This window comes from Frankia sp. AiPa1, assembly GCF_023243075.1.
In the GTDB taxonomy this organism is placed as follows: domain Bacteria; phylum Actinomycetota; class Actinomycetes; order Frankiales; family Frankiaceae; genus Frankia.
In genome coordinates this window covers 32,593-53,356 of record NZ_JALKFZ020000121.1, presented here as the reverse complement: position 1 = coordinate 53,356, position 20,764 = coordinate 32,593, and the positions used below count along the sequence as shown (strand labels likewise).

At 72.9% G+C, this 20,764-nt stretch carries 17 protein-coding genes; 13 read left to right on the top strand and 4 right to left on the bottom strand.

Annotation, left to right across the window (positions count from 1 at the left end; translation table 11 throughout):
• Positions 1 to 1,726: 1,726 nt before the first annotated feature.
• The gene (locus MXD95_RS10280) at positions 1,727 to 2,599 is read left to right on the top strand and encodes a tetratricopeptide repeat protein (RefSeq protein ID WP_250640339.1); all 873 of its coding nucleotides are present in this window, start codon (positions 1,727 to 1,729) and stop codon (positions 2,597 to 2,599) included.
• Positions 2,600 to 2,608: 9 nt separating this feature from the next.
• On the opposite strand, the gene MXD95_RS10275 is transcribed toward MXD95_RS10280, so the two are convergent.
• Positions 2,609 to 3,961, bottom strand: coding sequence for a DUF1015 family protein (locus MXD95_RS10275; protein WP_250640338.1), 1,353 nt, complete (start codon positions 3,959 to 3,961; stop codon positions 2,609 to 2,611).
• 345 nt (positions 3,962 to 4,306) lie between these two features.
• Between MXD95_RS10275 and MXD95_RS10270 the strand changes: the two genes are divergently transcribed.
• Together MXD95_RS10270 and MXD95_RS10265 are read left to right on the top strand one after the other, a co-directional pair.
• Positions 4,307 to 4,834, top strand: a complete 528-nt coding sequence (locus tag MXD95_RS10270) for a tetratricopeptide repeat protein (protein ID WP_250640337.1) — start codon at positions 4,307 to 4,309, stop codon at positions 4,832 to 4,834.
• A 125-nt stretch (positions 4,835 to 4,959) separates the two neighbouring features.
• Positions 4,960 to 6,225, top strand: a complete 1,266-nt coding sequence (locus tag MXD95_RS10265; RefSeq protein ID WP_250640336.1) for an HAD-IIA family hydrolase — start codon at positions 4,960 to 4,962, stop codon at positions 6,223 to 6,225.
• An 11-nt stretch (positions 6,226 to 6,236) separates the two neighbouring features.
• Here MXD95_RS10265 and MXD95_RS10260 read toward each other — a convergent pair whose 3' ends face one another.
• Positions 6,237 to 6,578, bottom strand: coding sequence for an alkyl sulfatase (locus tag MXD95_RS10260; protein WP_250640341.1), 342 nt, complete (start codon positions 6,576 to 6,578; stop codon positions 6,237 to 6,239).
• A gap of 266 nt (positions 6,579 to 6,844) precedes the next feature.
• Between MXD95_RS10260 and MXD95_RS10255 the strand changes: the two genes are divergently transcribed.
• From MXD95_RS10255 to MXD95_RS10230, 6 genes are all read left to right on the top strand, one after another.
• Positions 6,845 to 7,039 (top strand): hypothetical protein, encoded by a 195-nt coding sequence (locus tag MXD95_RS10255; protein ID WP_250640335.1) that lies wholly within the window; start codon positions 6,845 to 6,847, stop codon positions 7,037 to 7,039.
• A 14-nt stretch (positions 7,040 to 7,053) separates the two neighbouring features.
• Entirely contained in the window at positions 7,054 to 8,013 is a 960-nt protein-coding gene (locus MXD95_RS10250; protein WP_308301476.1) for a TlyA family RNA methyltransferase, read from the top strand.
• A 5-nt stretch (positions 8,014 to 8,018) separates the two neighbouring features.
• Complete coding sequence (locus MXD95_RS10245; protein ID WP_250640334.1) at positions 8,019 to 8,906, top strand: NAD kinase; 888 nt, start codon at positions 8,019 to 8,021, stop codon at positions 8,904 to 8,906.
• Between the two features lie 59 nt (positions 8,907 to 8,965).
• A complete protein-coding gene (gene recN, locus MXD95_RS10240; protein WP_250640333.1) occupies positions 8,966 to 10,753 on the top strand; it encodes a DNA repair protein RecN in 1,788 nt (595 codons plus the stop codon).
• 339 nt (positions 10,754 to 11,092) lie between these two features.
• Positions 11,093 to 11,584, top strand: a complete 492-nt coding sequence (locus MXD95_RS10235; RefSeq protein WP_250640332.1) for a hypothetical protein — start codon at positions 11,093 to 11,095, stop codon at positions 11,582 to 11,584.
• 197 nt (positions 11,585 to 11,781) lie between these two features.
• Complete coding sequence (locus MXD95_RS10230) at positions 11,782 to 12,678, top strand: LysR family transcriptional regulator (RefSeq protein WP_250640331.1); 897 nt, start codon at positions 11,782 to 11,784, stop codon at positions 12,676 to 12,678.
• A 78-nt stretch (positions 12,679 to 12,756) separates the two neighbouring features.
• Here the strand turns inward: MXD95_RS10230 and MXD95_RS10225 are convergent, their stop codons facing one another.
• On the bottom strand, positions 12,757 to 13,674 hold the full coding sequence (locus MXD95_RS10225; RefSeq protein WP_250640330.1) for an alpha/beta fold hydrolase: 918 nt from the start codon (positions 13,672 to 13,674) through the stop codon (positions 12,757 to 12,759).
• A 266-nt stretch (positions 13,675 to 13,940) separates the two neighbouring features.
• Here MXD95_RS10225 and dmpI point away from each other — a divergent pair, with 266 nt between their 5' ends.
• Both dmpI and MXD95_RS10215 read left to right on the top strand, forming a co-directional pair.
• Positions 13,941 to 14,123, top strand: a complete 183-nt coding sequence (gene dmpI / locus MXD95_RS10220) for a 4-oxalocrotonate tautomerase DmpI (RefSeq protein WP_250640329.1) — start codon at positions 13,941 to 13,943, stop codon at positions 14,121 to 14,123.
• 181 nt (positions 14,124 to 14,304) lie between these two features.
• Positions 14,305 to 14,814, top strand: a complete 510-nt coding sequence (locus tag MXD95_RS10215; protein ID WP_250640328.1) for a hypothetical protein — start codon at positions 14,305 to 14,307, stop codon at positions 14,812 to 14,814.
• Between the two features lie 33 nt (positions 14,815 to 14,847).
• On the opposite strand, the gene MXD95_RS28905 is transcribed toward MXD95_RS10215, so the two are convergent.
• Positions 14,848 to 17,955: a tetratricopeptide repeat protein gene (locus MXD95_RS28905; protein ID WP_250640327.1), complete on the bottom strand. Its 3,108-nt coding sequence runs from the start codon at positions 17,953 to 17,955 to the stop codon at positions 14,848 to 14,850.
• Between the two features lie 185 nt (positions 17,956 to 18,140).
• Here MXD95_RS28905 and pyrG point away from each other — a divergent pair, with 185 nt between their 5' ends.
• Both pyrG and MXD95_RS10200 read left to right on the top strand, forming a co-directional pair.
• Positions 18,141 to 20,024: a CTP synthase gene (gene pyrG / locus MXD95_RS10205; protein WP_250640326.1), complete on the top strand. Its 1,884-nt coding sequence runs from the start codon at positions 18,141 to 18,143 to the stop codon at positions 20,022 to 20,024.
• A complete protein-coding gene (locus tag MXD95_RS10200; RefSeq protein WP_250640325.1) occupies positions 20,021 to 20,674 on the top strand; it encodes an NUDIX domain-containing protein in 654 nt (217 codons plus the stop codon). The genes pyrG and MXD95_RS10200 overlap by 4 nt, the downstream gene beginning before the upstream one ends.
• Positions 20,675 to 20,764: the final 90 nt, after the last annotated feature.

Below are 20,764 nucleotides of genomic sequence, written 5' to 3'. Positions count from 1 at the left end.
AGTAGGTCGCCGCCGGACTTATACAGGTTGTGGGGCTGTCCCGTTTTCGGGGCGGCCCTTCACCTGTTTCTGGGATTTTCCGCCTGGGGGGCTGGGGGGTGTGGGCTCCCACGCAACGCCGACACCGCCGTGCCGGGACGTGAGACGGACGGCGGCCGCCGTGCGGGGACCGTCCGCTCGAACGCGGCGGTTGTCCCCGTACTGTGGATCGGGTCGAACTGTGGGCATGACCGAGCTCGTGGCGCGGATGAGAGCTCAGCTGGCATCGGCCCGGGTCAAGGACGAAGGGGACCAACCGTTCATGGCAAGGGACGATGCAGCTGACGGCGACCGGCGGCGGCCCGCCACCGCCGGTGGGTCCGGGCGACCGGACGGAGGGCAGCGTCGCGGCGGCTGGTCCGGCCGGGACGGGGGTCAACCGTCCGGCGCCCGCAGGAACACCTACGGCGGTGCGTCGACGCGAGGGGGCGGCACGTCGGCGCGTGGCGGCGAGGCGGCGCGAGGTTCCGGCGCTCGGTCTGGTGCGCCGCGAGGCGGGGTGCCGTCAGACGCGGCCGGAGGTGCCGGCCGGGCCCGTCCCGCGCAGGTCCGTCGCTTCTCTGATGGCCGCTCCGCCGATGGTCGCTCGGCCGATGGTCGCTCCCCTGATGGTCGTGGCTCGACCGGCCGTGGCGCGCCGTCGGCGGCTCGTGGTGCGGCACCCGAACGTGGCGGGTATTCGGGCGGTGTCAGGCAGACGCGTGGATTCGGCGCGCCATCCGAGGTGAGGCGAGGGCAGCGGCCCGGAACCGGCGGCTCAGGCCAGCGGCCAGGGACCGGCGGCCCGAGGAGCGGGCCGGACGCGGCAGCCGGCCGGGACCGTCCTGAGCGGTTCCGCGGCGCCACCGACGGTGGCGAGCATGGGACTCGTGGCGGGCAGGGGGCGTCCGACGGCCGTGGTCCGAGCGGGCGCACTGATAGCCGTACCAGGAGCACCAGTGCGGACCGGAGCACCGGGGGCGCCGGCGGCCGGACCAAGCTGGCGGCGGAGGCGGCGTGGCGGGCCCGGCGGGGGGAACGTGGCGGACCGGGCGGTCCGGCCGGACGGCCGAGCGCCGCAGACGGCGTTGGACGCACGCCGCGGGGCGGCTACAGCTCGGATCGCCGTGCAGACCAGCGGCACGAGGCACCGCGCGGACGAGGCGATGTGACGTCGGGGACGACGGCGCGCGTGGCGGGCCACCGCTCGTCCTCATCTTCCGCTGGCTATGGCCGGGGGACCGGCTTCGACGGCCGTCGCCCCGATCGGACGGACGCCACAGGGCGTCCGCCGCGCAGGGATGACAGCTCGCCGCGCAGGGATACCGCGCGTGCGGACTGGCGCGAACGTCCGAACCGGCCAGAGCCGTCGGTGGGATCGGAGCGTGCGCAACGACCGGCCTGGAAGGAACGGCCGCAGCACCTGGAGCGCTCCGATCGTTCGGCTCGACCTGAACGGTCGGCGGGTCCACGGCGCGACGGATGGTCCGCGCCGACGGGATCAGAACGTCCGCCGCGCGAGGCGCGCTCGGACACACCGGATCGCACCGATCGCTACCAGCCAACCCGGCCGGACCGTCCCACCCGTCCGGATCATCCGACCCGTTCGGATCGCCCGAGCCGACCGGACCGCCCCACCCGTCCGGATCATCCGACCCGGTCGGACCGGCCCACCCGGTCGGACCGGCCTACCCGGTCGGATCGGCCCATGCGGCCGGACCGCAACACGCGGCCCGACCGGCCCGGGCGGCCAGATCGGGCGGCGAGGCCCGAGCGGGCCGAGGCGGGCGGGAGCCGGCGGGCGCGCGTCGTCACGCCGCCGCTGCCCGAGGAAGCCCGCGCCGACCTGTTGGACCCGGACGTCCGGCGATCGCTGCGTGGGCTGCCGGCAAACCTGGCGGACACGATCGCCCGCCACCTCGTCGCGACGGCGCTGCTGCTCGACGACGATCCCGTGGCGGCGCTCAACCATGCTCGGGCCGCCGCCGACCGGGTTCCGCGGCTCGCTGCCGTGCGGGAGGCCGTCGGCATCGCGGCTTACCATGCGGGGGAGTACTCCACGGCGCTGCTCGAGCTGCGCGCCGCACGCCGTATCGACGGCTCGGCCCACAACCTGCCGCTGATGGCGGACAGCGAGCGCGGCCTTGGCCGGGCTGATCGTGCCGTCGCCTACCTGCGCGACCCGCAGGTCGAGCAGCTGGATCCGGCGGCCCACGCGGAGCTGCTGATCGTCGTCTCCGGAGCCCGTCGCGATCTTGGCCAGCCAGACGCCGCGGTGGTGCTGCTGCGTGACCACGCGACCGCGAAGGGCACGCCGCCGCCCTGGGCGCCTCGCCTCTGGTACGCGTATGCCGAGGCGCTGCTGGCCGCCGGTCGGGACGCCGAGGCCGCCCGCTGGTTCACCTCGACCGCCGCGATTGACGACGACGAGACCGACGCCGCCGCCCGCGCCTACCTCATCACCACCGGCGTACCGATGCCCGAGGCGGACGGGATGCCCGAGGTGGACGAGACGGAGGTGGTCGAGACGGAGGCGGTCGAGGCTGAGGTGGTCGAACCCAGGTCCGACTCCGGGGACTGAGGCGAGGGATCAGGCGTCCAGCGGGCGGAGCAGGAGCCCGGTGCGGGGCTTGGGAGTGAACAGGGTCGACTTGCGCGGCATGCGTTCGCCTGCCTCGGCGACGGCGGTGACGTCCGCGACCGGGGTCGGGTTGAGCAGCAGGGCCGTCCCGCCGGACGTCCGCGCGGCCGCGATCGCCGCGGGCGCGTCGTGGTGGTAGTCCACGACGTCGACCGTGTCCGCGAGTCCCCACACATCGACGATCAGCGCGAGGTGGGCGACGGTGACGTCCAGGCGCCGGAACGCGGCGGAGCGGTCAGCGGGCAGGCTGCGGGTCAGCAGGTCCGCGGCCGGTGCGGTGAGCAGGTAGGCCGAGACCCCGTCGGTGAGGATGAAGGCGTGCCCGTCGCGTCCGGCGGTTGCCAACTCCGCGAGTAGCCGGCCAGCCAGGTCGTCGGTCGGCCCGGAATGCGACGAGGACGAGCCGGGGCTCCCGAGGTTCGCGCTGTCGGGGCCGGCGAGCGGGCGGACGGTGAAGGCGCCGGTGGCGAGGCGGGTGGCCTCGGCGAGGGGGAGACCGGCAATCGACCGGTGGATGGCATGCACCTTCGGCCCGGAGACGGTGGCGTCCACCAGGAAGGCGAGCCCGAAGTCCCAGGGGCCTGAACCGTCGCCATCGGCGTGCCGTTGCGCCTGGTACTGCCGGTAGGTGGCGTAGCGGTGATGGCCGTCGGCAATGACGGCCCGGCGCGGCAGGAGGTCCGCGGCGATGGCGGTGAGCACGGCCGGGTCGTCCACCGGCCACAGCCGGTGGGTCACACCGTCCTCGGTGGTCGTCTCGACGGCGGGCGCCGTGGCGACGGTCGCTGCGACGATCCGGCTGGTCTCGCCGCCGCCGGCGTAGAGCAAGAAGATCGGCTCAAGGTTCGCCCGGGTTGCCCGGGTCAGGGCCAGTCGGTCGGCGACCGGTCCGGCCATGGTGTTCTCATGCGGCAGGATGATCCCGGCCGACGGGTCGGCCAGCGCGACGGCGCCGATCAGACCACGCTGGACGTGCCCGTCCTGCTCCTCCTCGCAGATGTACAGCGACGGCTTCTCGTCCCGGCGAAGGACCCCGGACGCGAGCCAGTCGTTCAGCGTGGCGGCCGCGCCCAGGTAGTCGTCCCCGGGCAGGATCAGCCGCACCACGTTGTGCTCGTCGCGCGCCCACAGCCGAGCCCGCTCGTCGTCGTCGATGACGTCATAGGGCGGCGATGTCCGCGCGGCCAAGGCGGCGCCGCGGACGGGGAATCTCGCGGCCCGGACCGGCGCCAGGAGCAGACCCGCGGGTTCGGGAGGTACGGACATGGGCCCGTTGGGGTCGGCGTAGCTCATGCACCGCATGCTAGGGGGCGCCGCGCGCCACCTCAGGGGACACCGCGGCGACGAGCGGCGAAAGTGATCGTTATCCGATCCGGGAGCCCGCGGGACGAGTTGCGGCGACACTGGAATTGAGACACGCGGCCTCCGGGCAGGTGAGCGGAGTGGTTGCGGAACGCGAGGATGCGCACCCAGCTGCCTCAGCTCCGGGGATTGCGGGCTCCATCGCGGGCTTCGGGAGTACGCATGCCCGCAGCGGGGTTGGTGGTCCGCGGGAGCGGGTGCACGGGCGGGCCGCCGAGTGGTGTTCGCCAGCGTCGTCGAGGCTCGTGAGCGTCGTCGAGGCGTAGATGGGTCGTGGAGGTGCAGATGGCTGACGAGACCGGCCGCCCGGCGCAGGGTCCGGACGATCCCTTCGCGGATGTCTCGGCCCATGGGCTCCATCCACCACTGGGCGGTGGCGCTTCGCGTCAGGGCATCGACGCTTCGCGGGGCGACGAGCGTTCCGCGGGAGCCCGATCGGGCCCTGCCGGCGAGGTCTACGACTGGTACACCCGGGGGATGGCGCTGCTCGGCCACGGCGACGCGAACGCCGCGGTGCAGCTGCTGGCGCACGCGGTCGCGGCGGAGCCGGGGTCCCCGAGCGTGCGTGAGGCGCTCGGCCGGGCCCAGTTCAGCGCCGGGCAGTACCTGGCCGCCCGCGAGACATTCGCCTGGATCGTCGATCGGCATCCCACCGACGACTACGCCCAGTTCGGGCTCGGCCTGTCCGCGCGCAAGATCGGTGATCTGCGGGCGGCGGTGGAGCATCTGGCGCTCGCCGTGGCGATGCGGCCCGACATCAGCCACTACGGCGTGGCCCTGCGCGGAGCGCGTGCGGCCCTCGCCCGGACCTGACGCGTGCGGCCCGAGGATGCCGTGATGCCCGGCGCCTGGCAGCCCGGCGCTGGGCAGCCCGAGGATGCTGTGACGGCCGAGGATGCCGTGAGACCCGAGGATGCCGTGAGACCCGAGAGGATGCTGTGACGCCCGAGGACGCCGCGAAGCCCGAGGATGCGCCGTTGCGGGGTACGGATCGGCCGCTCGTCGAGCTGTTCGACGTCGCGCTCATGGACCTCGACGGCGTGGTCAACCGCGGCGCCGCCGCCGTGCCGCACGCCGCCGACACGATCGCCGAGGCGGCGCGGCGCGGACTGCGCACGGTGTACGTCACGAACAACGCGCTGCGCCCGCCGCGCGAGGTCGCCGACCGGCTGACCGGGTTCGGGGTACCGGCCCGGGCCGAGGACGTCGTCACCTCCGCGCAGGCCGCCGCGCATGTGCTCGCCGGACGGCTTCCCGCCGGCAGCCGAGTACTGGTGCTCGGCGGGCGGGGGCTGCGGGAGGCGGTCGCCGACGAGGGGCTCACCCCGGTCACGGGCGCCGACGACGACCCGGCCGCGGTCGTGCAGGGATTCGACCCGGAGCTCACCTACGCCCGCATCGCCGAGGCTGCCTACGCGATCCAGGCAGGCGCCTGGTGGGTGGCCAGCAACGCCGACCGCACCGTGCCGACCGAACGTGGCATCGCCCCGGGCAACGGCTCGATCGCCGCGCTACTGCGAGCCGCGACCGAGCAGGAACCCCTGGTCACCGGCAAGCCGGAGGCGGCGATGCACCGCGAGTCGATGCGCCGCAGCGGTGCCCGCACCCCGGTCATCGTCGGCGACCGGCTCGACACCGACATCGAGGCCGGCACCCGTTCGGGCACTCCGACCCTGCTCGTGTTCACCGGCGTGGCCACCCCCGCCGAACTGCTCGCCGCGCCGCCGGAACACCGTCCCACCTTCATCGCCCCCGATCTGCGCGGCCTGCTGCGTCCCGCGTCGGAGGCGGTTCTGGTCAGCGCGGGCGCGGGCGCGGGCGCGGGCGACGGAGCGCGAGGCGGGCCCGGCCAGCCCGGCACTGGCACGGGCGACGGTACCGGCCCGAGTACCGGCCCGTTCGTCGCCACCTGTGGTGCGTGGACGGCCCAGGTCGACGCGGGGACGCTGTCCTGGTCGCCCGCACGGTCGCCAGCCACCGGATCGCCGCCCGCCGAGGGGTCGAGCCTGAGCGCGGCTGATGGTCCGTCGGGTAACGGATCCACCCCTGAGCCCGGCCGCGACCCAGGCGATGATCTCGACGCCCTGCGGGCCGCCTGCGCCGCGGGGTGGGCCGCCGCCGATGCGGGTGTGCGTGTCCACACGGTGGTCGACGACCGTCCGCCGGGATGCGCGCGGCTGGACCCGCCGGCCCGCGAACGGTGACGGATCCGCGGTCAGAGCAGGGTGCGGGCGCGCATCAGGTCGCGCAGGCTGGCGTCCACCCGCAGCCGGCCGCTGCGCCAGGCGGTCAGGATCGGCAGGCTTCCCTCGGTGAGGGCGACCAGATCGTCGCTGGCCACGGTCAGGACGATCTGGGCGGGTTCGCCGGGCAGGCACTCGATGATGTCCCCGAGGCAGCCGTCGCGCAGCGCGCCGCGGAACGCGGTGGACAGATCGGGTATCCGGCAGAGCACGGTGCGGTCGGGGGCGTGTGGCGGGCGGCCCTGGGCGGCGGCCCGTTGGGTCTGGACGGCCAGCGCCCGAAGCGCGGCCTCACACTGCGACCTGTCGGCCATGGACGCTCGGGCCTCCTCCAGACCGGTCACGCACGGCGTTCGTCCGCCGTGGCTTCCCATGGTGCGCCCGCCGAGCCGGTGACGCGGCCCGGGATGACCCGTGCGGGGGAGGGGGAACCGGTGCGGTGCCGAGTGCCGGAGCGGGTGGATATGGGATCGTCCGGAGACGGTACGGATCGCGACGATCCACACATGAGATGCGCCGCACGGAGTGTGTGACCGCGGAGGCGTCGCATTCTCGACCGAAAGTGCGGGAGGCTGACAGGGTGAGCATCGACAGTCTGCCCACCGAGATTCAGGATGCCCTGGCCCGGCTGGACACCCTCGACGTCCTGCCGACGTCCGCACACGTGGAGGTCTTCGAGGAGATGAACCGCCGACTGGCCGACGCCCTCGCGGACCTCGATGGCTCCGCCGTACCGGGTGCGAGGGCGGCCGGCGCGAGCCGTCCGGCGTCCTGAGCCGGGTTGCGGGCGTGTCCTCACGTCGCGTGCGTCTGGACCGCGAGCTGGTCCGGCGTGGTCTCGCGCGGTCCCGCGAGCAGGCTGTCGCCGAGATCAACGCCGGCCGGGTGCTGGTCGCCGGCATCCCGGCGACCAAGGCCGCCACGATCGTCGACGGTTCCACCTCGATCGCCCTCGCCGCGGACGACGACCCGGGCTGGGCGTCGCGCGGCGCCCACAAGCTGCTCGGTGCCTTCGCCGCTTTCGGCGTTCCCCCGCTCGCGGACGCGGCGGGCCCGGAAGCGGCGGCCATGAGCTCGCCGGCCATGAGCTCGCCGGCCATGAGCACAGCGGGCTCGGACGTGGAGGGCACGGCTGTGGAGGCCGCGGCGGCCCGCCCGGCGGCGGGGCGGACTGGGCTGGTGGTCGCTGATCGGCGGTGCCTGGATGTGGGGGCCTCCACCGGTGGGTTCACGGACGTGCTGCTGCGCCATGGCGCGGCGTCCGTCGTCGCCGTCGACGTCGGCTACGGGCAGTTGCTGTGGCGGTTGCAGTCCGACCCGCGGGTGCGGGTGCGGGACCGGACCAATGCCCGGGCGCTCACCGTGGCGGACGTCGGCGAGCCCGCCCAGCTGGTCGTCGGGGACCTCTCGTTCATCTCGCTGACGCTCGTCCTGCCGGCGTTGCGGGCCTGCGCGACGCCGGACGCCGATCTGGTGCTGCTGGTCAAGCCGCAGTTCGAGGTGGGCCGGGAACGGCTTGGTGCTGGCGGAGTGGTGCGGGATCCGCGGCTGCACGCCCAGGCGGTGCGCGATGTCGCCGCCGCGGCGGGAGAGCTGGGGCTTGGCGTGCGGGGTGTCACGGCCAGTCCGCTGCCGGGGCCCGCGGGCAATGTCGAATACCTGCTCTGGCTGACCGCGGGCGCGCCGCCGCTGGATGAGGACGAGCTCGCCGCCGCAATCGCGGCCGGGCCCGCCGGTCGGACGGGGTGACGAGGATGACCCGCGAGGTACTCGTCGTCACCCATCCACGCCGGTCGGTGGTGCGGGACAGTGCGCAGCGGGTGATCGAGGGGCTGGTCGCCGCGGGGGTGAACCCGCGGGTGTTGCGCGACGAGGCGGCCCAGCTCGACCTGACCGGCGCGGCTGTCGTGCCGCATGACGCGGACGCCGCCGTCGGCGTGGAGCTCGTCATGGTCCTGGGCGGCGATGGCAGCCTGCTGCGCGGCGCCGAGTTCGCCCGCACCGCGGACGTGCCGCTGCTGGGGGTCAATCTCGGACACGTGGGCTTTCTCGCCGAGGCCGAGCCGGATGCGCTGACGTCCACCATCGACCATGTCGTGCGCAAGGACTACACGGTCGAGGATCGGATGACCATCGAGGTCACGGTTCGCCGGCACGGGGAGCTCGTCTACTCCGGGTGGGCGCTCAACGAGATGTCGCTGGAGAAGGCCGAGCGGGCCCGGATGCTCGAGTGCGTTCTGGAGATCGACGGGCGTCCGCTGTCTCGGTGGGGCTGCGATGGGGTGATCTGCGCCACGCCGACCGGGTCGACCGCGTACGCGTTCTCCGCCGGTGGTCCGGTGATGTGGCCGGGGGTGGAGGCGTTGCTCGTCGCGCCGATCAGCGCGCACGCCCTGTTCGCCCGGCCGCTCGTGCTGGCGCCGAAGGCGACCGTGGCCGTCGAGGTGCTCGAGCCCGTGCCCGCGATCGTGTACTGCGATGGGCGCCGGATGGTCGAGGTACCGCCCCAGGCACGGGTCGAGGTGGTCCGTGGGGGACGGCCGGTGCGGCTCGCCGTGGTGCATCCGCGGCCGTTCACCGACCGGCTGGTCGCCAAGTTCGGCCTGCCCGTCGCCGGCTGGCGTGGCCGCGTGGAACGCTGAGCCGGCCGATTGCGTGTGAGGATGTCGGGGAATGCGGTGGTGCGGCTAGAGTTCGGGGCGTGCTCGAGGAGATTCGCATCCGCGGCCTCGGGGTCATCGACGACGCCGCCCTCGACCTCGCCGCCGGACTCACCGTGGTCAGCGGCGAGACCGGCGCGGGTAAGACCATGATCGTCCAGGGTTTGGGCCTGCTGACCGGCGGGCGGGCCGACTACGGGCTGATCCGGCCGGGAGTCGAGCGGGCGTTCGTCGAGGGGCGCCTGGTCATCCCGGCCGACTCCGGTGTCGCCGCCCGGGTCCGCGACGCCGGCGGCGACCTCGACGACGATCCCGGCGGCGCGGTGCTCGTCCTCGGGCGGACGCTCACGGCCGAGGGGCGTTCGCGCGCGCAGGTCGCCGGGCGCTCGGTGCCGGCGAGCCTGCTCGGCGAGATCGCCGAGGACCTCATCGCCGTCCACGGGCAGTCCGAGGCGCAGCGGCTGCTGCGGCCGTCCACCCAGCGCGGCGCGCTCGACCGGTTCGCCGGCGAGACGGTCGCGAAACCGCTGTCCCGTTACGCCACGGTGTACGCGGAGCTCGCCCGGACCAGCCGGGCGCTCGCCGAGATCACCGAGCGGTCCCGGGAACGCGAGCACGAGGCCGAGTTGCTGCGGATCGGCCTAGCCGAGGTGGAGCGGGTGGAGCCCGCCGCCGGCGAGGATGTGACGCTCGGCGCCGAGCTCAGCCGGCTCGAGCATGCCGAGACCCTGGTCCGCGCCGCCCGCACCGCGCACGCGGCGCTGATGAGCGACCCGGCCTCCGGGTCGGACGAGCCGGGCGCGGTCGACCTGGTGTCCGCCGCCCGCCGGGTCATCGCCGGTGACGCCGACCTCGACCCGGAACTCGCCGCCCTCGGCACCCGGCTCACCGAGGTCGGGATGCTGCTCACAGACGTCGCCGCCGACCTCGCCTCCTACGCCGAGGGCATCGACGCGGACCCCGCCCGCCTCGCCGACGCGCAGGAGCGCAAGGCGGCGCTGACGGGCCTGACCCGTGCGCACGGCACGGACATCGACGGGGTGCTCGCCTGGGCCGACCAGGCCGGGCGCCGGCTGCTGGAGCTGGACGGCAGCGCCGAGTCCGCCGAGTCGCTCACCGCCCGCCGCGACGAACTGACCGCCGAGCTCGCGGGGCTGGCGGCCGAGGTCAGCGTTGCCCGTGGCGCCGCCGCCGACCGGTTCGGCGCGGCCGTCGCCGCCGAGCTCGCCGGGCTCGCCATGCCCCGAGCCCAGGTGCGGGCGGTGGTCTCCCAGCGCGACGATCCCGCGGGCCTCCCCTTCGGTGAGGGCGGTGGTGGCGGGGAGGCAGGCGCATCGCCGCGCCGCGTCGCGTTCGGGCCGTCCGGCGTGGACGACGTGGAGCTTCGGCTCATCCCGCATCCCGGGGCGCCGGCGCGGCCGGTGCACAAAGGCGCCTCCGGCGGTGAGCTCTCCCGGGTGATGCTCGCGATCGAGGTGGTGCTCGCCGCCGCCGACACCGGCTCCACCATGGTCTTCGACGAGGTCGACGCGGGCGTCGGCGGTCGCGCCGCGGTCGAGATCGGCCGGCGTCTCGCCCGGCTCGCCCGCACCCACCAGGTGATCTGCATCACTCATCTGCCGCAGGTCGCCGCCTTCGCCGACCGCCACCTCGTCGTGCACAAGGCCGACGACGGCTCGGTCACCCGCAGCGGTGTGATCACTCTCGACGACGCGGGCCGGGTCCGGGAGCTGTCCCGGATGCTCGCCGGCCAGGAGGACAGCTCGCTCGCCCGCGGCCACGCCGAGGAGCTGCTCGCCGCCGCCGCCGCGGACAAGGCCCGCCCCTGACCGGGGTTCGACCCGGTTCCGAGCGAAGGTTCGGAGTCTGAGCGGACCTTCGATTGTCTGCGAACGAGCCGTGTCGCGCAGCCGGTCCGACTGTCGGACTTGGGACACGGTGGACGTGAACCGAAACGCATCGATCGCCAAAAATAACGATATCTTTACCCTACGTCGACGAAGAGCCGAAAAGATCTTCGTCCTTCGCTGTCCGGGTGCCACGTTCCCGCCCTGACGTCATCGCTGCGGGATGTCGCCAAATACGGAGTTGGGCCTGCGGGCAATGGCCGGACGTCCAAACCTGAGCGATGTGCCACCCGTCAGCGATCGAACTGACTAGGGGGCATCATGCGGTTGCGGAGACTGACGGCGGTGGGAGCGACGCTGCTTCTCACCTCACTTACCTCCCTGGGTGTGCTGGTGGGAGCCTCGCCGGCCTCGGCTGACGGCTACTGCCCGCGCACCCTGTCCGGCTGGCAGATCGCCAAGCCGGAGGTGGCGGGGCAGACCAGCCCCTTTCACCCGTTGGCAGCGGACGGGCGGCCGGATCTCGGCTCCGAGATCATCGTGTATGGGCGGCCCAGCGCGGGTTCCTCCCAGCTGCTGGTGCAGTTCCGCAACACCCAGGCCAACGGGAAGAGCAACGTGGTGGGCCGGGTTGGTCGATCCGACAACAGCAGTGACCTCGGCCAGACCGGCACGATCGGCCTGGCGCCGAACGGCGCCTGGTGCTCGAGCGTCGTGCACGGGACCTACATCTGGAGTTCGCTGTCCTACCAGGCCGGCGGCGTCAGCTACGGCGCTGTGGTATCCGGCCACGTGACATTCACCTATCATTAGCGGGTAGGAAATCCGCCCATTCCTGGTGGCCGCTTCACCTGGTCGGCGTCCCTGCCTGCCAGCGTGAAAGGGGAAGCGGCTCCTGCCGTGTCGCCACCAAGGTGTTTCGCACACGGCGCTCAGAGTCGGGGAGCTTCGTCGAGCCTGCGGGGGCCCAGCGCGGGCGTGCTCCGACCGAACGGCGGCACAATGCGGTGATGGAGCTGCGCCAGTTGCGGTATGTCGTCGCCGTCGCGGAGGAGCGGCACTTCGGCCGGGCCGCGCAGCGGCTGCGCACCGGGCAGCCGGCGGTGAGCCAGCAGGTTCGGCGCCTCGAACGCGAGCTGGGCATCGAGCTGTTCGACCGTTCGCCGCGCGGGGTGCGGCTCACCGCGGCCGGCGAGCTGTTCCTGCCCCAGGCCCGGGCGGTGCTCGCCGCAGAGGGCCGGGCCCTGGGCGTGGCGGCCCGTCTCGCCGGGGAGTACACCGGGACGCTGCGGTTGGGCACGAGCCGGGGGCTCGGCGCCCGGCTGGAGAGCGTCCTCGAAGGGCTGCGGCGGCGCGCGCCGCACCTGGAAATCGACTTGGTCGGTGAGCCGACCAGGGCCCGGCTGGACCGAGTCGGAGCCGGCACGCTGGACGCGACGTTCCTGCGCGGTACCGAGGCCGGCCCTGCGCTGCGCACGATCGGTGTCTGGGAGGACGCGCTGGTCGTCGCCCTGCCGGCCCGGCACCCCTGCGCCACAGGCGTGGACGTGGACCTCGCCGACCTCGCCGACCTGCCACTGCGCCTCGTGCCCCGCGCCCGCAACCCTGTGCTGGTCGACCTGATCCTGCGCGTATGTCACCACGCCGGCTTCCAGCCGGTGCCGAGCCCGCTGACCGGCACCTCCCTCGACGACACCCTCGCCGCGATCGGAGCGGGCACTCCTGCCTGGACCGTCGTCTACGCGGCGCACGCCCGCCAACTGCACACCCCGCGGGTCGCCTTCCGGCCGCTGCGTTCTCAGCCGCTGTCAGTGCCCACCGCCCTGTGCGTACGAGCGGACGCCCCCACGCCCTACCTGCCGCTGCTGCTCGACGCCTGCGCCGCGGCGGCCGAGCAGGACGACTGACCGCGCATTTTCCGAGCCCCCGGGCCGTCGCTGGCCGAGGCGCGCCGCCGAGTGCGACGGCCGGCGTCACCCGGCCGGTCAGGAATGGTGTCGCAGGAACGGGCGCAGCGTCCGCGCGACGAGGGCGGGATCCGTGGCCGTGACGAAGTGGTTCTGCCCGGGCAGAACCACCTGCTCCGCGTCCGGCAGCGCGCGGGTGAGCTCATCCATGGTCTCCGGCAGCGGCACCCAGGAGTCGGCCCCGCCGATTACCAGCGTCGGCGCGCGCACGGCGGACCACCGGCCGATGTCCTCGCTGTCGGCGGCCATGGCCTCCAGGTCGTGCAACGCGCCCCGGGCGACCCGCAGTTCCGCCTCCGTCTGCTCCGCCCCGTTCGGCTGTGGGGCGTGATCCGGCGTGCCGCGACCGGCACCGTCATGCGCGTCCGGCTCATCCTGGCCGTCCGGTGTGCCCTCGGCGGCCAGCAGAGCGGCTGGGGCGCGCGCGACCCGGTGGGCGAACAGCAGGGATGCCCCGGCGACGTCACCGGCGCCGAGCAGCACCCGGTACTGGCCGAGAACCGCCGCCAGCCTCGGACCGGCGGCGAACAAAGGCGGCTCGAACAGGGCGAGCGCGGCGAGCGCGTCCGGGTCGGCGACCGCGGTGTGCAGGGCGAGCGTCGCCCCGTAGGAGCCGCCGACCAGGTGCGGTACCCGCCCGTCGGACCCCGCGCGGTTCCGCGCCGCGTCCAGCACCGCCAGCACGTCGGGGACCTCCGCGGCGAACGTGTTCGCCTGGCCCGGCGCGCCACTCGGCGCATGCCCGCGCCGAGCCATGAGCCAGCACTCGAACCCGTCGCCGAGTCCTTCCGCGACCTCCTGCCACGAGTCCAGCCCGCCGTACGACCCGTGCACCAGCACCACCGGCTGCCCGGTGCCGACCCGGCGTACCGCGATCCGCGTCCCGTCCGCCGAGGTGACCTCTCCGTCCGTGGTGGCATCCCGTCGATCCGTCACCGCCCGACTGTCCCACACCGTGAGGCCGTCCCACATCGTGCGGCCGGCCCCTACCTCGACCGTCGTACGCGCCCCACCCCTCGGCGAGCCACCGTGGATCATCACGACTGGTGATGGCGGCCATCCCGAAACACGCCTTGGTGGGCCCGCCGAACCGAGATGGAATCGACCTGTCAGCCGGAGAGGGGAAGCCCCCCGGTTCGGCCGCACCGCTGACCGCGGTGTGAAGTCCGAGTTCTCACTCCACTGTGGATGGGAGATCCGCCATGCCGATCGTCACCGTGCAGCAGGGCCCGCGCGACATCGAACTCAAGCGCCAACTGGTCAGGCGCATCACCGATGCCTTCGTCGACTCCCTGCAGATCCCCGCCGATTCCGTCCAGGTCTGGATCCAGGAATACCCCGCCGACAACTGGGCCGCCGCCGGAGTGCTCAGGTCCGACGCCTGACCCTGGGAGATCCGGCGGCGGGACGGGATCGAGTCCGCCTGGTGGGCAGGGCCGCGGCGAGGTGCCGGACCGGCTGCGGCCGTCCGCCGGTTCCGCGGAACCGGCACCGGCGAGGGTGTGGTTGGCGAACCTGGAGCAGTGGAATGATTACCGGCAGCACCAGCCGCCAGGGAGGACCTTCGTGCCCGACGCCCCGCCCACCCCTGACCCCGACGACCAGCCCGACGCCGCTCCCACCGAGCCCCGCGCGGACGGTTCCGCGGAACCGCGCGCGTCCCGGCCCGACGGTTCCGCGGAACCGTCGGAGCCGCGCCCGTCGACCCGGCCCCCGCTTCGTCCCGTCGACTGGGACGGCGAGTTCACCCGCACCTGGGCGTCCCGCGACGACAACGAACTCACGACCTTGGCTCTCGAACGGCACGAGATGGAGGCGGATCGTCGAGATCTGGAGCGTACGAGGGAAGCAAGGCTGGAGGAGGCGAGAGCACGCGTCGAGGCCCAGCGACTCGAGAGGCAAAGACAGGAGGAGAAACAAAGGCAGGAGCATAGGAGCGAGGGCGGGCAGCCAGGTGGCCGGGATGGGATAAAGCAGAGCCTGTTCGACCGGCTGGAGAACCTCGGCCGTGTCTTCGAGGACGACGAGAACGAGGCGCCGGATGGCGGCTCGTCAAGTTCACCTACCGCCGATTGACTTGTTGCCAGTAGCGCCCGCGGCGTTTTTTAATCAGGGGCCTATTCGGTGGTGTCTGGTCTCCGGCGTTCTGCTTTCGGGGGTCCCAGGAAGCTCAGGTCGGCCCGGACTCTCGGGTCGTTGCTGTGATTCTTCGGTTGAGGTGACTCGGTCGAGGTCGGCGGCGTCCGTGTGGCGATCGGCCCGGCGGTAGGTGTCGGCGAGAGCCGTGCGGCTTGTCTGGGTGTCGGGATGATCTGGGCCGAGGCTGCGCGTACGGGCGGCGTGGACGCGCTCGCCGAGCTCGATGGCGCGGGGCAGCCGGCCGGACTCACCGCACACCGCCGACAGATTGGCAGCGGTACGCAGGGTACTTTCGTGCGTGGGACCATCGGTGCGCTCACGGGCGGCGAGTTGTTGTTCGAGGCAGCGGCGCGCTGAGCCACGCCGGCCGATCTCTTCGTAGTTCGCGATGAGCCGGTCCCTCGCCGCAAGCGTGTCAGGATGATCCTTCTCGTTTGCGCGTTCGTGTCGGTTAAGAATGTATTCGAAGTGCTCGGTCGCCTTACCCGGCTGGCGGTCCGCGATATAGGCTTCGATGAGGCGCTCCCGGATCTGTAGGGAGATTTCATGGTTCGGCCCAAGAAGTCTGCTGCGACCGTCCAACGTACGCTCGAGCAGCGGAATGGCAGATCCTGGCCGTTCGGCATCGAGGTGAGTGCGACCAAGAGCATAAGCGACGTTCAGGGTTCGTGGGTGGTCAGGTCCGAGAATCTGTTCGCGGCCCTCGAGCGCAAGACCGAGCTCGCGGGTGGCGTCCTCTCCGCGTCCGAGTCTTCGGTAGGCGATGCCGATCTGGTACCTGCTGTCGAGGGTGTCCGGATGATCAGATCCGAGGATGCGTTCGCGGGCGGCGAGAGCGGGCTCGCCCAGCGCCCGGGCGTCTTCATAATCGCCCATACCGTGGTAGACCGTCGCGAGTCGGTAGCGGGTGTCGAGACTGTGAGGATGGTTTGTGCCAAGTATCCGAACGCGGTCGACGAGGACGGGTTGAAGGGCGTCGGCGGCCTCGTCGCTTTGTCCGGTGTCGTGGAGAAGAGCGCCGAGGCGGTGGCGGCTTTCGAGGGTGTCGGGGTGGTCGGGTCCGAGGGTGCGGGTGCGTTCGTCGAGGGTGTGGGTGAACAGGACATGGGCGTTGTCGAGGTGGCCAGCCTTGTGGTAAACGCGGGCGAGGGTGTCCTGGCTGGTGAGGGTGTCGGGATGGTCGGGTCCGAGAATGCGTTCGCGGTCGTCGGCGTTGCGTTCGGCCAGCGGGCCGGCGGCGGCGTAATGGTCGGCTTGAAGGGCGGCGCGGAGATATGTGTTGCGGGCGGTGAGGGTGTCGGGGTGGTCGGGGCCGTCGAGGCGTTCGTGGGCTTCCACGGCGCGGGCGGCCAGTGGCTCGGCGAGGGCGGGGCGGCCCTGCTCGGTGAGGTAGGCGGCGGCGTGTTCGGCGAGCCAGGTGGTTTCGGGGGTGTCCGCGTCGGGGGTGACGTCCTCGAGGATGGTCATTGCCTGGGGGAGGAGTTCGTGCCAGGTGGGCCAGGCCTCCGGATTGGCGGTGACGTCTTCCGGGAGGGCGGTGTGGAGCAGCCGGCTGAGGGTGTCGGAGATCTGGTGGGCGTGTTCGGGGACCGTGTCGGCGCGGACGGCGGTGCGGACCAGGCTGTGCAGTGCGAGTCCCTGGCCGTCGCGGTGGGCGAGGCCGACGCGGGTGACGTCGGTGGTGGTGGCGCCGAGTTCCAGCGGGTCGGCGGCGGCGGAGCGTAGCCCGGGGTGGCGGATCGCGCTGGGGTCGAGGGCGAGCAGCCAGGTGGGCAGGGGGGTGGTGCGGTCGGCGTGGGCGGCGAGACGCAGCAGTTCGCCGGCGGCGGGGGTGTCGCGGCCGAGGCGGTGGATGGACTCGTCCCACAGGGTGGCGGCGGTGATGCCGGGGCGTCCGGGTACCTCGCCGCGGGCGAGAACCTGCGCCGGGTTGTCGCGCAGCGCCGTCAGATAGACGTCGGCGGGAGTGTCGGTGTCGTCGATCAGGGTGGCGATCTGGGTGAGCGCGAGGGGCAGATCCCCGAGGTGTTCGGCGAGGTCGGCGGCGACGGCCTGGTCGATGTCGGGGAGCCGGGCGGCGAGGAACCGCACCGATGCGGCGCGTTCGAGGGGTCGGATGGGGAGAGCGAGGCCGGCCTGGTCCCAGTGGCTGTGGCGGGTGGTGACGAGGATGTGGCCGTCGCGGGTGGAGGGCATCAGCCAGTCGGGCAGGGTGTTGGGCCCGGCGGCGTCGTCGAGGACCATCAGCCAGCGGCCACCCGAGGCGTCGAGGCGGGCCAGCACAGCCGACGGTGGTGTCTGGGCTGGCAGGCCGAGATGGGGGCCGAGGGCACGGACGCGTTCGGCGATGAGGTCGGGGCGGCCGGCGGGCAGCCACCAGACGACGTCGTAATCGGCCCGCTGCTGGCGGACGTGCTCGGCCGCCAGGCTCGTCTTACCGACCCCGGCGAGCCCCACCGAGGCCACCAGCGGATACCGGGAGACAGCCTCGCCGAGCTGCGCCAGCTCGGCGTCGCGACCGACGAAGCGAGTGGCCGGCTGCGGCACGTTCCAGACCGGCGGCAGTTCACCGGGGAAGATGGGCTGTGCGGCGAACCGTTCCGCGGCCGACCGGCGCTCGACGCCTGTCCCGCCGATTCCTGCCTCGCCGGGCGCCCACTCGCGGCGGCGGACGGCGGCGAGCAGCGCGGCCTGAGCGGCGAGCTGGTTGCGGCCACTCAGGTCGATCTGGTCAACCTGGGCGAGCAGGCCCGGGACCGGCCGGTCCGTGACCCGCGCGACCAGCAGCCGCTGATCGCCACCCAACGCCCGCGGCGCCCAGACCGCACCCCACTCGGCCTGCGCCCACGGCGAGTCGGCGTAGTCGTCGGAGACGACGGCGATGGTCTGCGGCGCGGTGCGGACCACCCCGTCCAGCCAGTGGGTCCGGTTCGTTCCGGCCACCACGTCCCAGGAGTCGAGGCGCACCCGGAAGCCGGCCTCCTCCAACCCCCACGCGATCCAGGCTGCCCACTCCCGCCCATCCGGAGCATGGGACACGAAGACGTCGAAAGCCCGCCCCCCACCCCCGTCGGTCACTCGAACAGCATGACATAGTCACCCAAACCGGATAGATGCCGGCCTGGTGGGTTGAGTGTGGGTTGAGTCATCCGGGGGCGGTCCGCTCGGGACCCCGTGCGGGTGTGGTGGCGCGGGGAGCTGTTACCGTGAAGTCCCGTGGAGGCGCCGGGTTCGGACCGGCGGCGTGACCACGGGAGTCTCGTGTGGGCCAGGCGCATGTCACCAAGCACATCTTCGTCACCGGAGGGGTCGCCTCGAGCCTCGGCAAGGGACTGACAGCCTCCAGCCTTGGGCGGTTGCTCAAGGCTCGTGGCCTGCGGGTCACGATGCAGAAGCTCGACCCGTATCTCAACGTTGACCCAGGCACGATGAACCCGTTCCAGCACGGGGAGGTGTTCGTCACCGACGACGGCGCCGAGACGGACCTGGACATCGGCCACTATGAGCGGTTCCTCGACGTCAACCTGGACAGCAGTGCCAACGTCACGACTGGCCAGGTGTACTCGGCGGTCATCGCCCGGGAGCGGCGCGGGGAGTATCTCGGCCAGACGGTGCAGGTCGTCCCGCACATCACCGACGAGATCAAGGATCGGATCCGGCGGCTGGCCGGTGAGCACGTCGACGTCGTCATCACCGAGGTCGGCGGGACGGTGGGCGACATCGAGTCGCTGCCGTACCTGGAGGCGATCCGGCAGGTCCGGCACGAGGTGGGCCGGGACAACGCACTGACCGTGCACGTGAGCCTCGTGCCGTATCTGGCGCCCTCGGGCGAGCTCAAGACCAAACCCACGCAGCACTCCGTCGCGGCGCTGCGCAGCATCGGACTGCAGCCGGACGCGGTGGTCTGCCGCTCGGACCGGCCGCTGCCGGACGCTCTGAAGAAGAAGATCGCACTGATGTGCGATGTGGACGATGAGGCGGTCGTCGGCGCGCCGGACGCGAGTTCCATCTACGACATCCCGCGAGTCCTGCACCGGGAGGGCCTCGACGCCTATGTGGTGCGTCGGCTCGGGCTGTCGTTCCGGGACGTCGACTGGACCGAGTGGGACAGGCTGCTGCGCCGGGTCCACCAGCCGGCGAACCGGGTGACGATAGGGATCGTCGGCAAGTACGTCGACCTGCCGGACGCCTACCTGTCGGTCACCGAGGCGCTGCGGGCCGGCGCGTTCGCCACCGACACCCGGGTGGACCTACGCTGGATCACCTCCGACGAGTGCGACTCGCCGCAGCGGGCGGCGGCCTGCCTCGACGGCGTCGACGGGATCATCGTGCCGGGCGGATTCGGGATCCGCGGCATCGAGGGCAAGCTCTCCGCGCTGCGCCACGCCCGAGAGAACCGCATCCCGACGCTGGGTATCTGCCTGGGCCTACAGTGCATGGTGATCGAGGCGGCCCGCAACCTCGCGGGTCTGACCGGGGCGAACTCCACCGAGTTCGCGCCGGACACCGCCCATCCGGTCATCTCGACCATGGCCGACCAGCGGGAGGTCGTCGCCGGCGCGAAGGACATGGGCGGGACGATGCGGCTCGGGCTGTACACCTGCGTGCTGGAATCCGGCAGCGTCGCCCGGCGTACGTACGGCGCACCCGAGGTGGACGAACGTCACCGGCACCGGTACGAGGTCAACAACGACTACCGCGGGCAGCTCGCGGCGGCCGGCCTGATGTTCTCGGGCACCTCCCCGGACGGCCGGCTGGTCGAGGTGGTGGAACTGCCAGCGGGAGTGCATCCGTACTACGTCGGCACCCAGGCGCATCCGGAGTTCCGTTCCCGGCCGACCAGGGCGCATCCGTTGTTCCGTGGGCTGGTCGCGGCGGCGCTCGTCCACGCGGACCGACGCCGCGGCGTCCTGCCGGTCGAGCTGCCCGGGGAACCGGCCGCCGCCACGTCCGCGGCCGGAGCATCGGAGCCAGGGTCGGACCTGGCCACGCAGGCGGCGTCCGGATCCGGATCCGGATCCGCGGCCGGTGCGGGAGCGGCCGCGGCCAACGGGCGGGGGACGGGACGGCGCGGGGCGGGCGGCGGGTCGGGCAAGAGCCGCGCGTCCGGTACGAGCGCTGACGGCGCGGCGCTGGTGTCGCCGTGACCGGCCCCGAGCACGGCCACACCGAGCACGGCCACACCGAGCACAGCTACGAGGTTACCGAGAGCTCGCCCGCCTACGCCGGGCGCATCATCCGGGTGCGGCGGGATCTCGTCCGGATGCCGGATGGCGACGTCTCCCAGCGGGACGTCGTCGTGCACCCCGGTGCGGTCGGCGTCGTGGCACTCGACGACGACCAGCGGGTCGTGCTGGTGCACCAGTACCGGCATCCGGTCGGCGAACCGTTGTGGGAGCTGCCCGCCGGCATCCTGGACGTCGCCGGCGAGCCGGCGAGCATCGCCGCGGCCCGCGAGCTCGCCGAGGAGACCGGACTGCGTGCCGACCGGTACGACCTGCTCGTCGACGTCTACTCCTCACCGGGGATGACCGACGAGGCCTACCGGGTGTTCCTGGCCCGCGGACTGCACGAGATCCCAGCGGAGCAGCGTTACGTGCCCGAACACGAGGAGGCCGACATGGGCGTGGCCCGCGTCGACCTCGACGAGGCCGTCCGCCGGGTGCTGCGTGGCGAGATCACCAACGGGATGGCCGTCGCCGGGCTGCTGGCCGCCGAGCGGTGCCGATCGGCGGGCTTCACCGGTCTGCGCCCGACCGACACCCCCTGGCCGGCCCGCCCCGCGCACAGCGGCTGACCCCCGCCCACCGCCGCTGACTGGCGGCTGACCCGGCGGCCGAGGTGGCTTGACGCACGCGGCCTTCCGCTGGCGATGCCGCCGCCCCCG

Bases quoted from the DNA above. Each gene is read 5' to 3' on its own strand.
- MXD95_RS10275 (WP_250640338.1), bottom strand. From the start codon at position 3,961: ATGCGGTGCATGAGCTACGCCGACCCCAACGGGCCCATGTCCGTACCT.
- MXD95_RS10235 (WP_250640332.1), top strand. From the start codon at position 11,093: ATGCGGTTGCGGAGACTGACGGCGGTGGGAGCGACGCTGCTTCTCACC.
- MXD95_RS10260 (WP_250640341.1), bottom strand. From the start codon at position 6,578: ATGGCCGACAGGTCGCAGTGTGAGGCCGCGCTTCGGGCGCTGGCCGTC.
- MXD95_RS10230 (WP_250640331.1), top strand. From the start codon at position 11,782: ATGGAGCTGCGCCAGTTGCGGTATGTCGTCGCCGTCGCGGAGGAGCGG.
- MXD95_RS10280 (WP_250640339.1), top strand. From the start codon at position 1,727: ATGCGGCCGGACCGCAACACGCGGCCCGACCGGCCCGGGCGGCCAGAT.
- MXD95_RS10245 (WP_250640334.1), top strand. From the start codon at position 8,019: ATGACCCGCGAGGTACTCGTCGTCACCCATCCACGCCGGTCGGTGGTG.
- MXD95_RS10270 (WP_250640337.1), top strand. From the start codon at position 4,307: ATGGCTGACGAGACCGGCCGCCCGGCGCAGGGTCCGGACGATCCCTTC.
- dmpI (WP_250640329.1), top strand. From the start codon at position 13,941: ATGCCGATCGTCACCGTGCAGCAGGGCCCGCGCGACATCGAACTCAAG.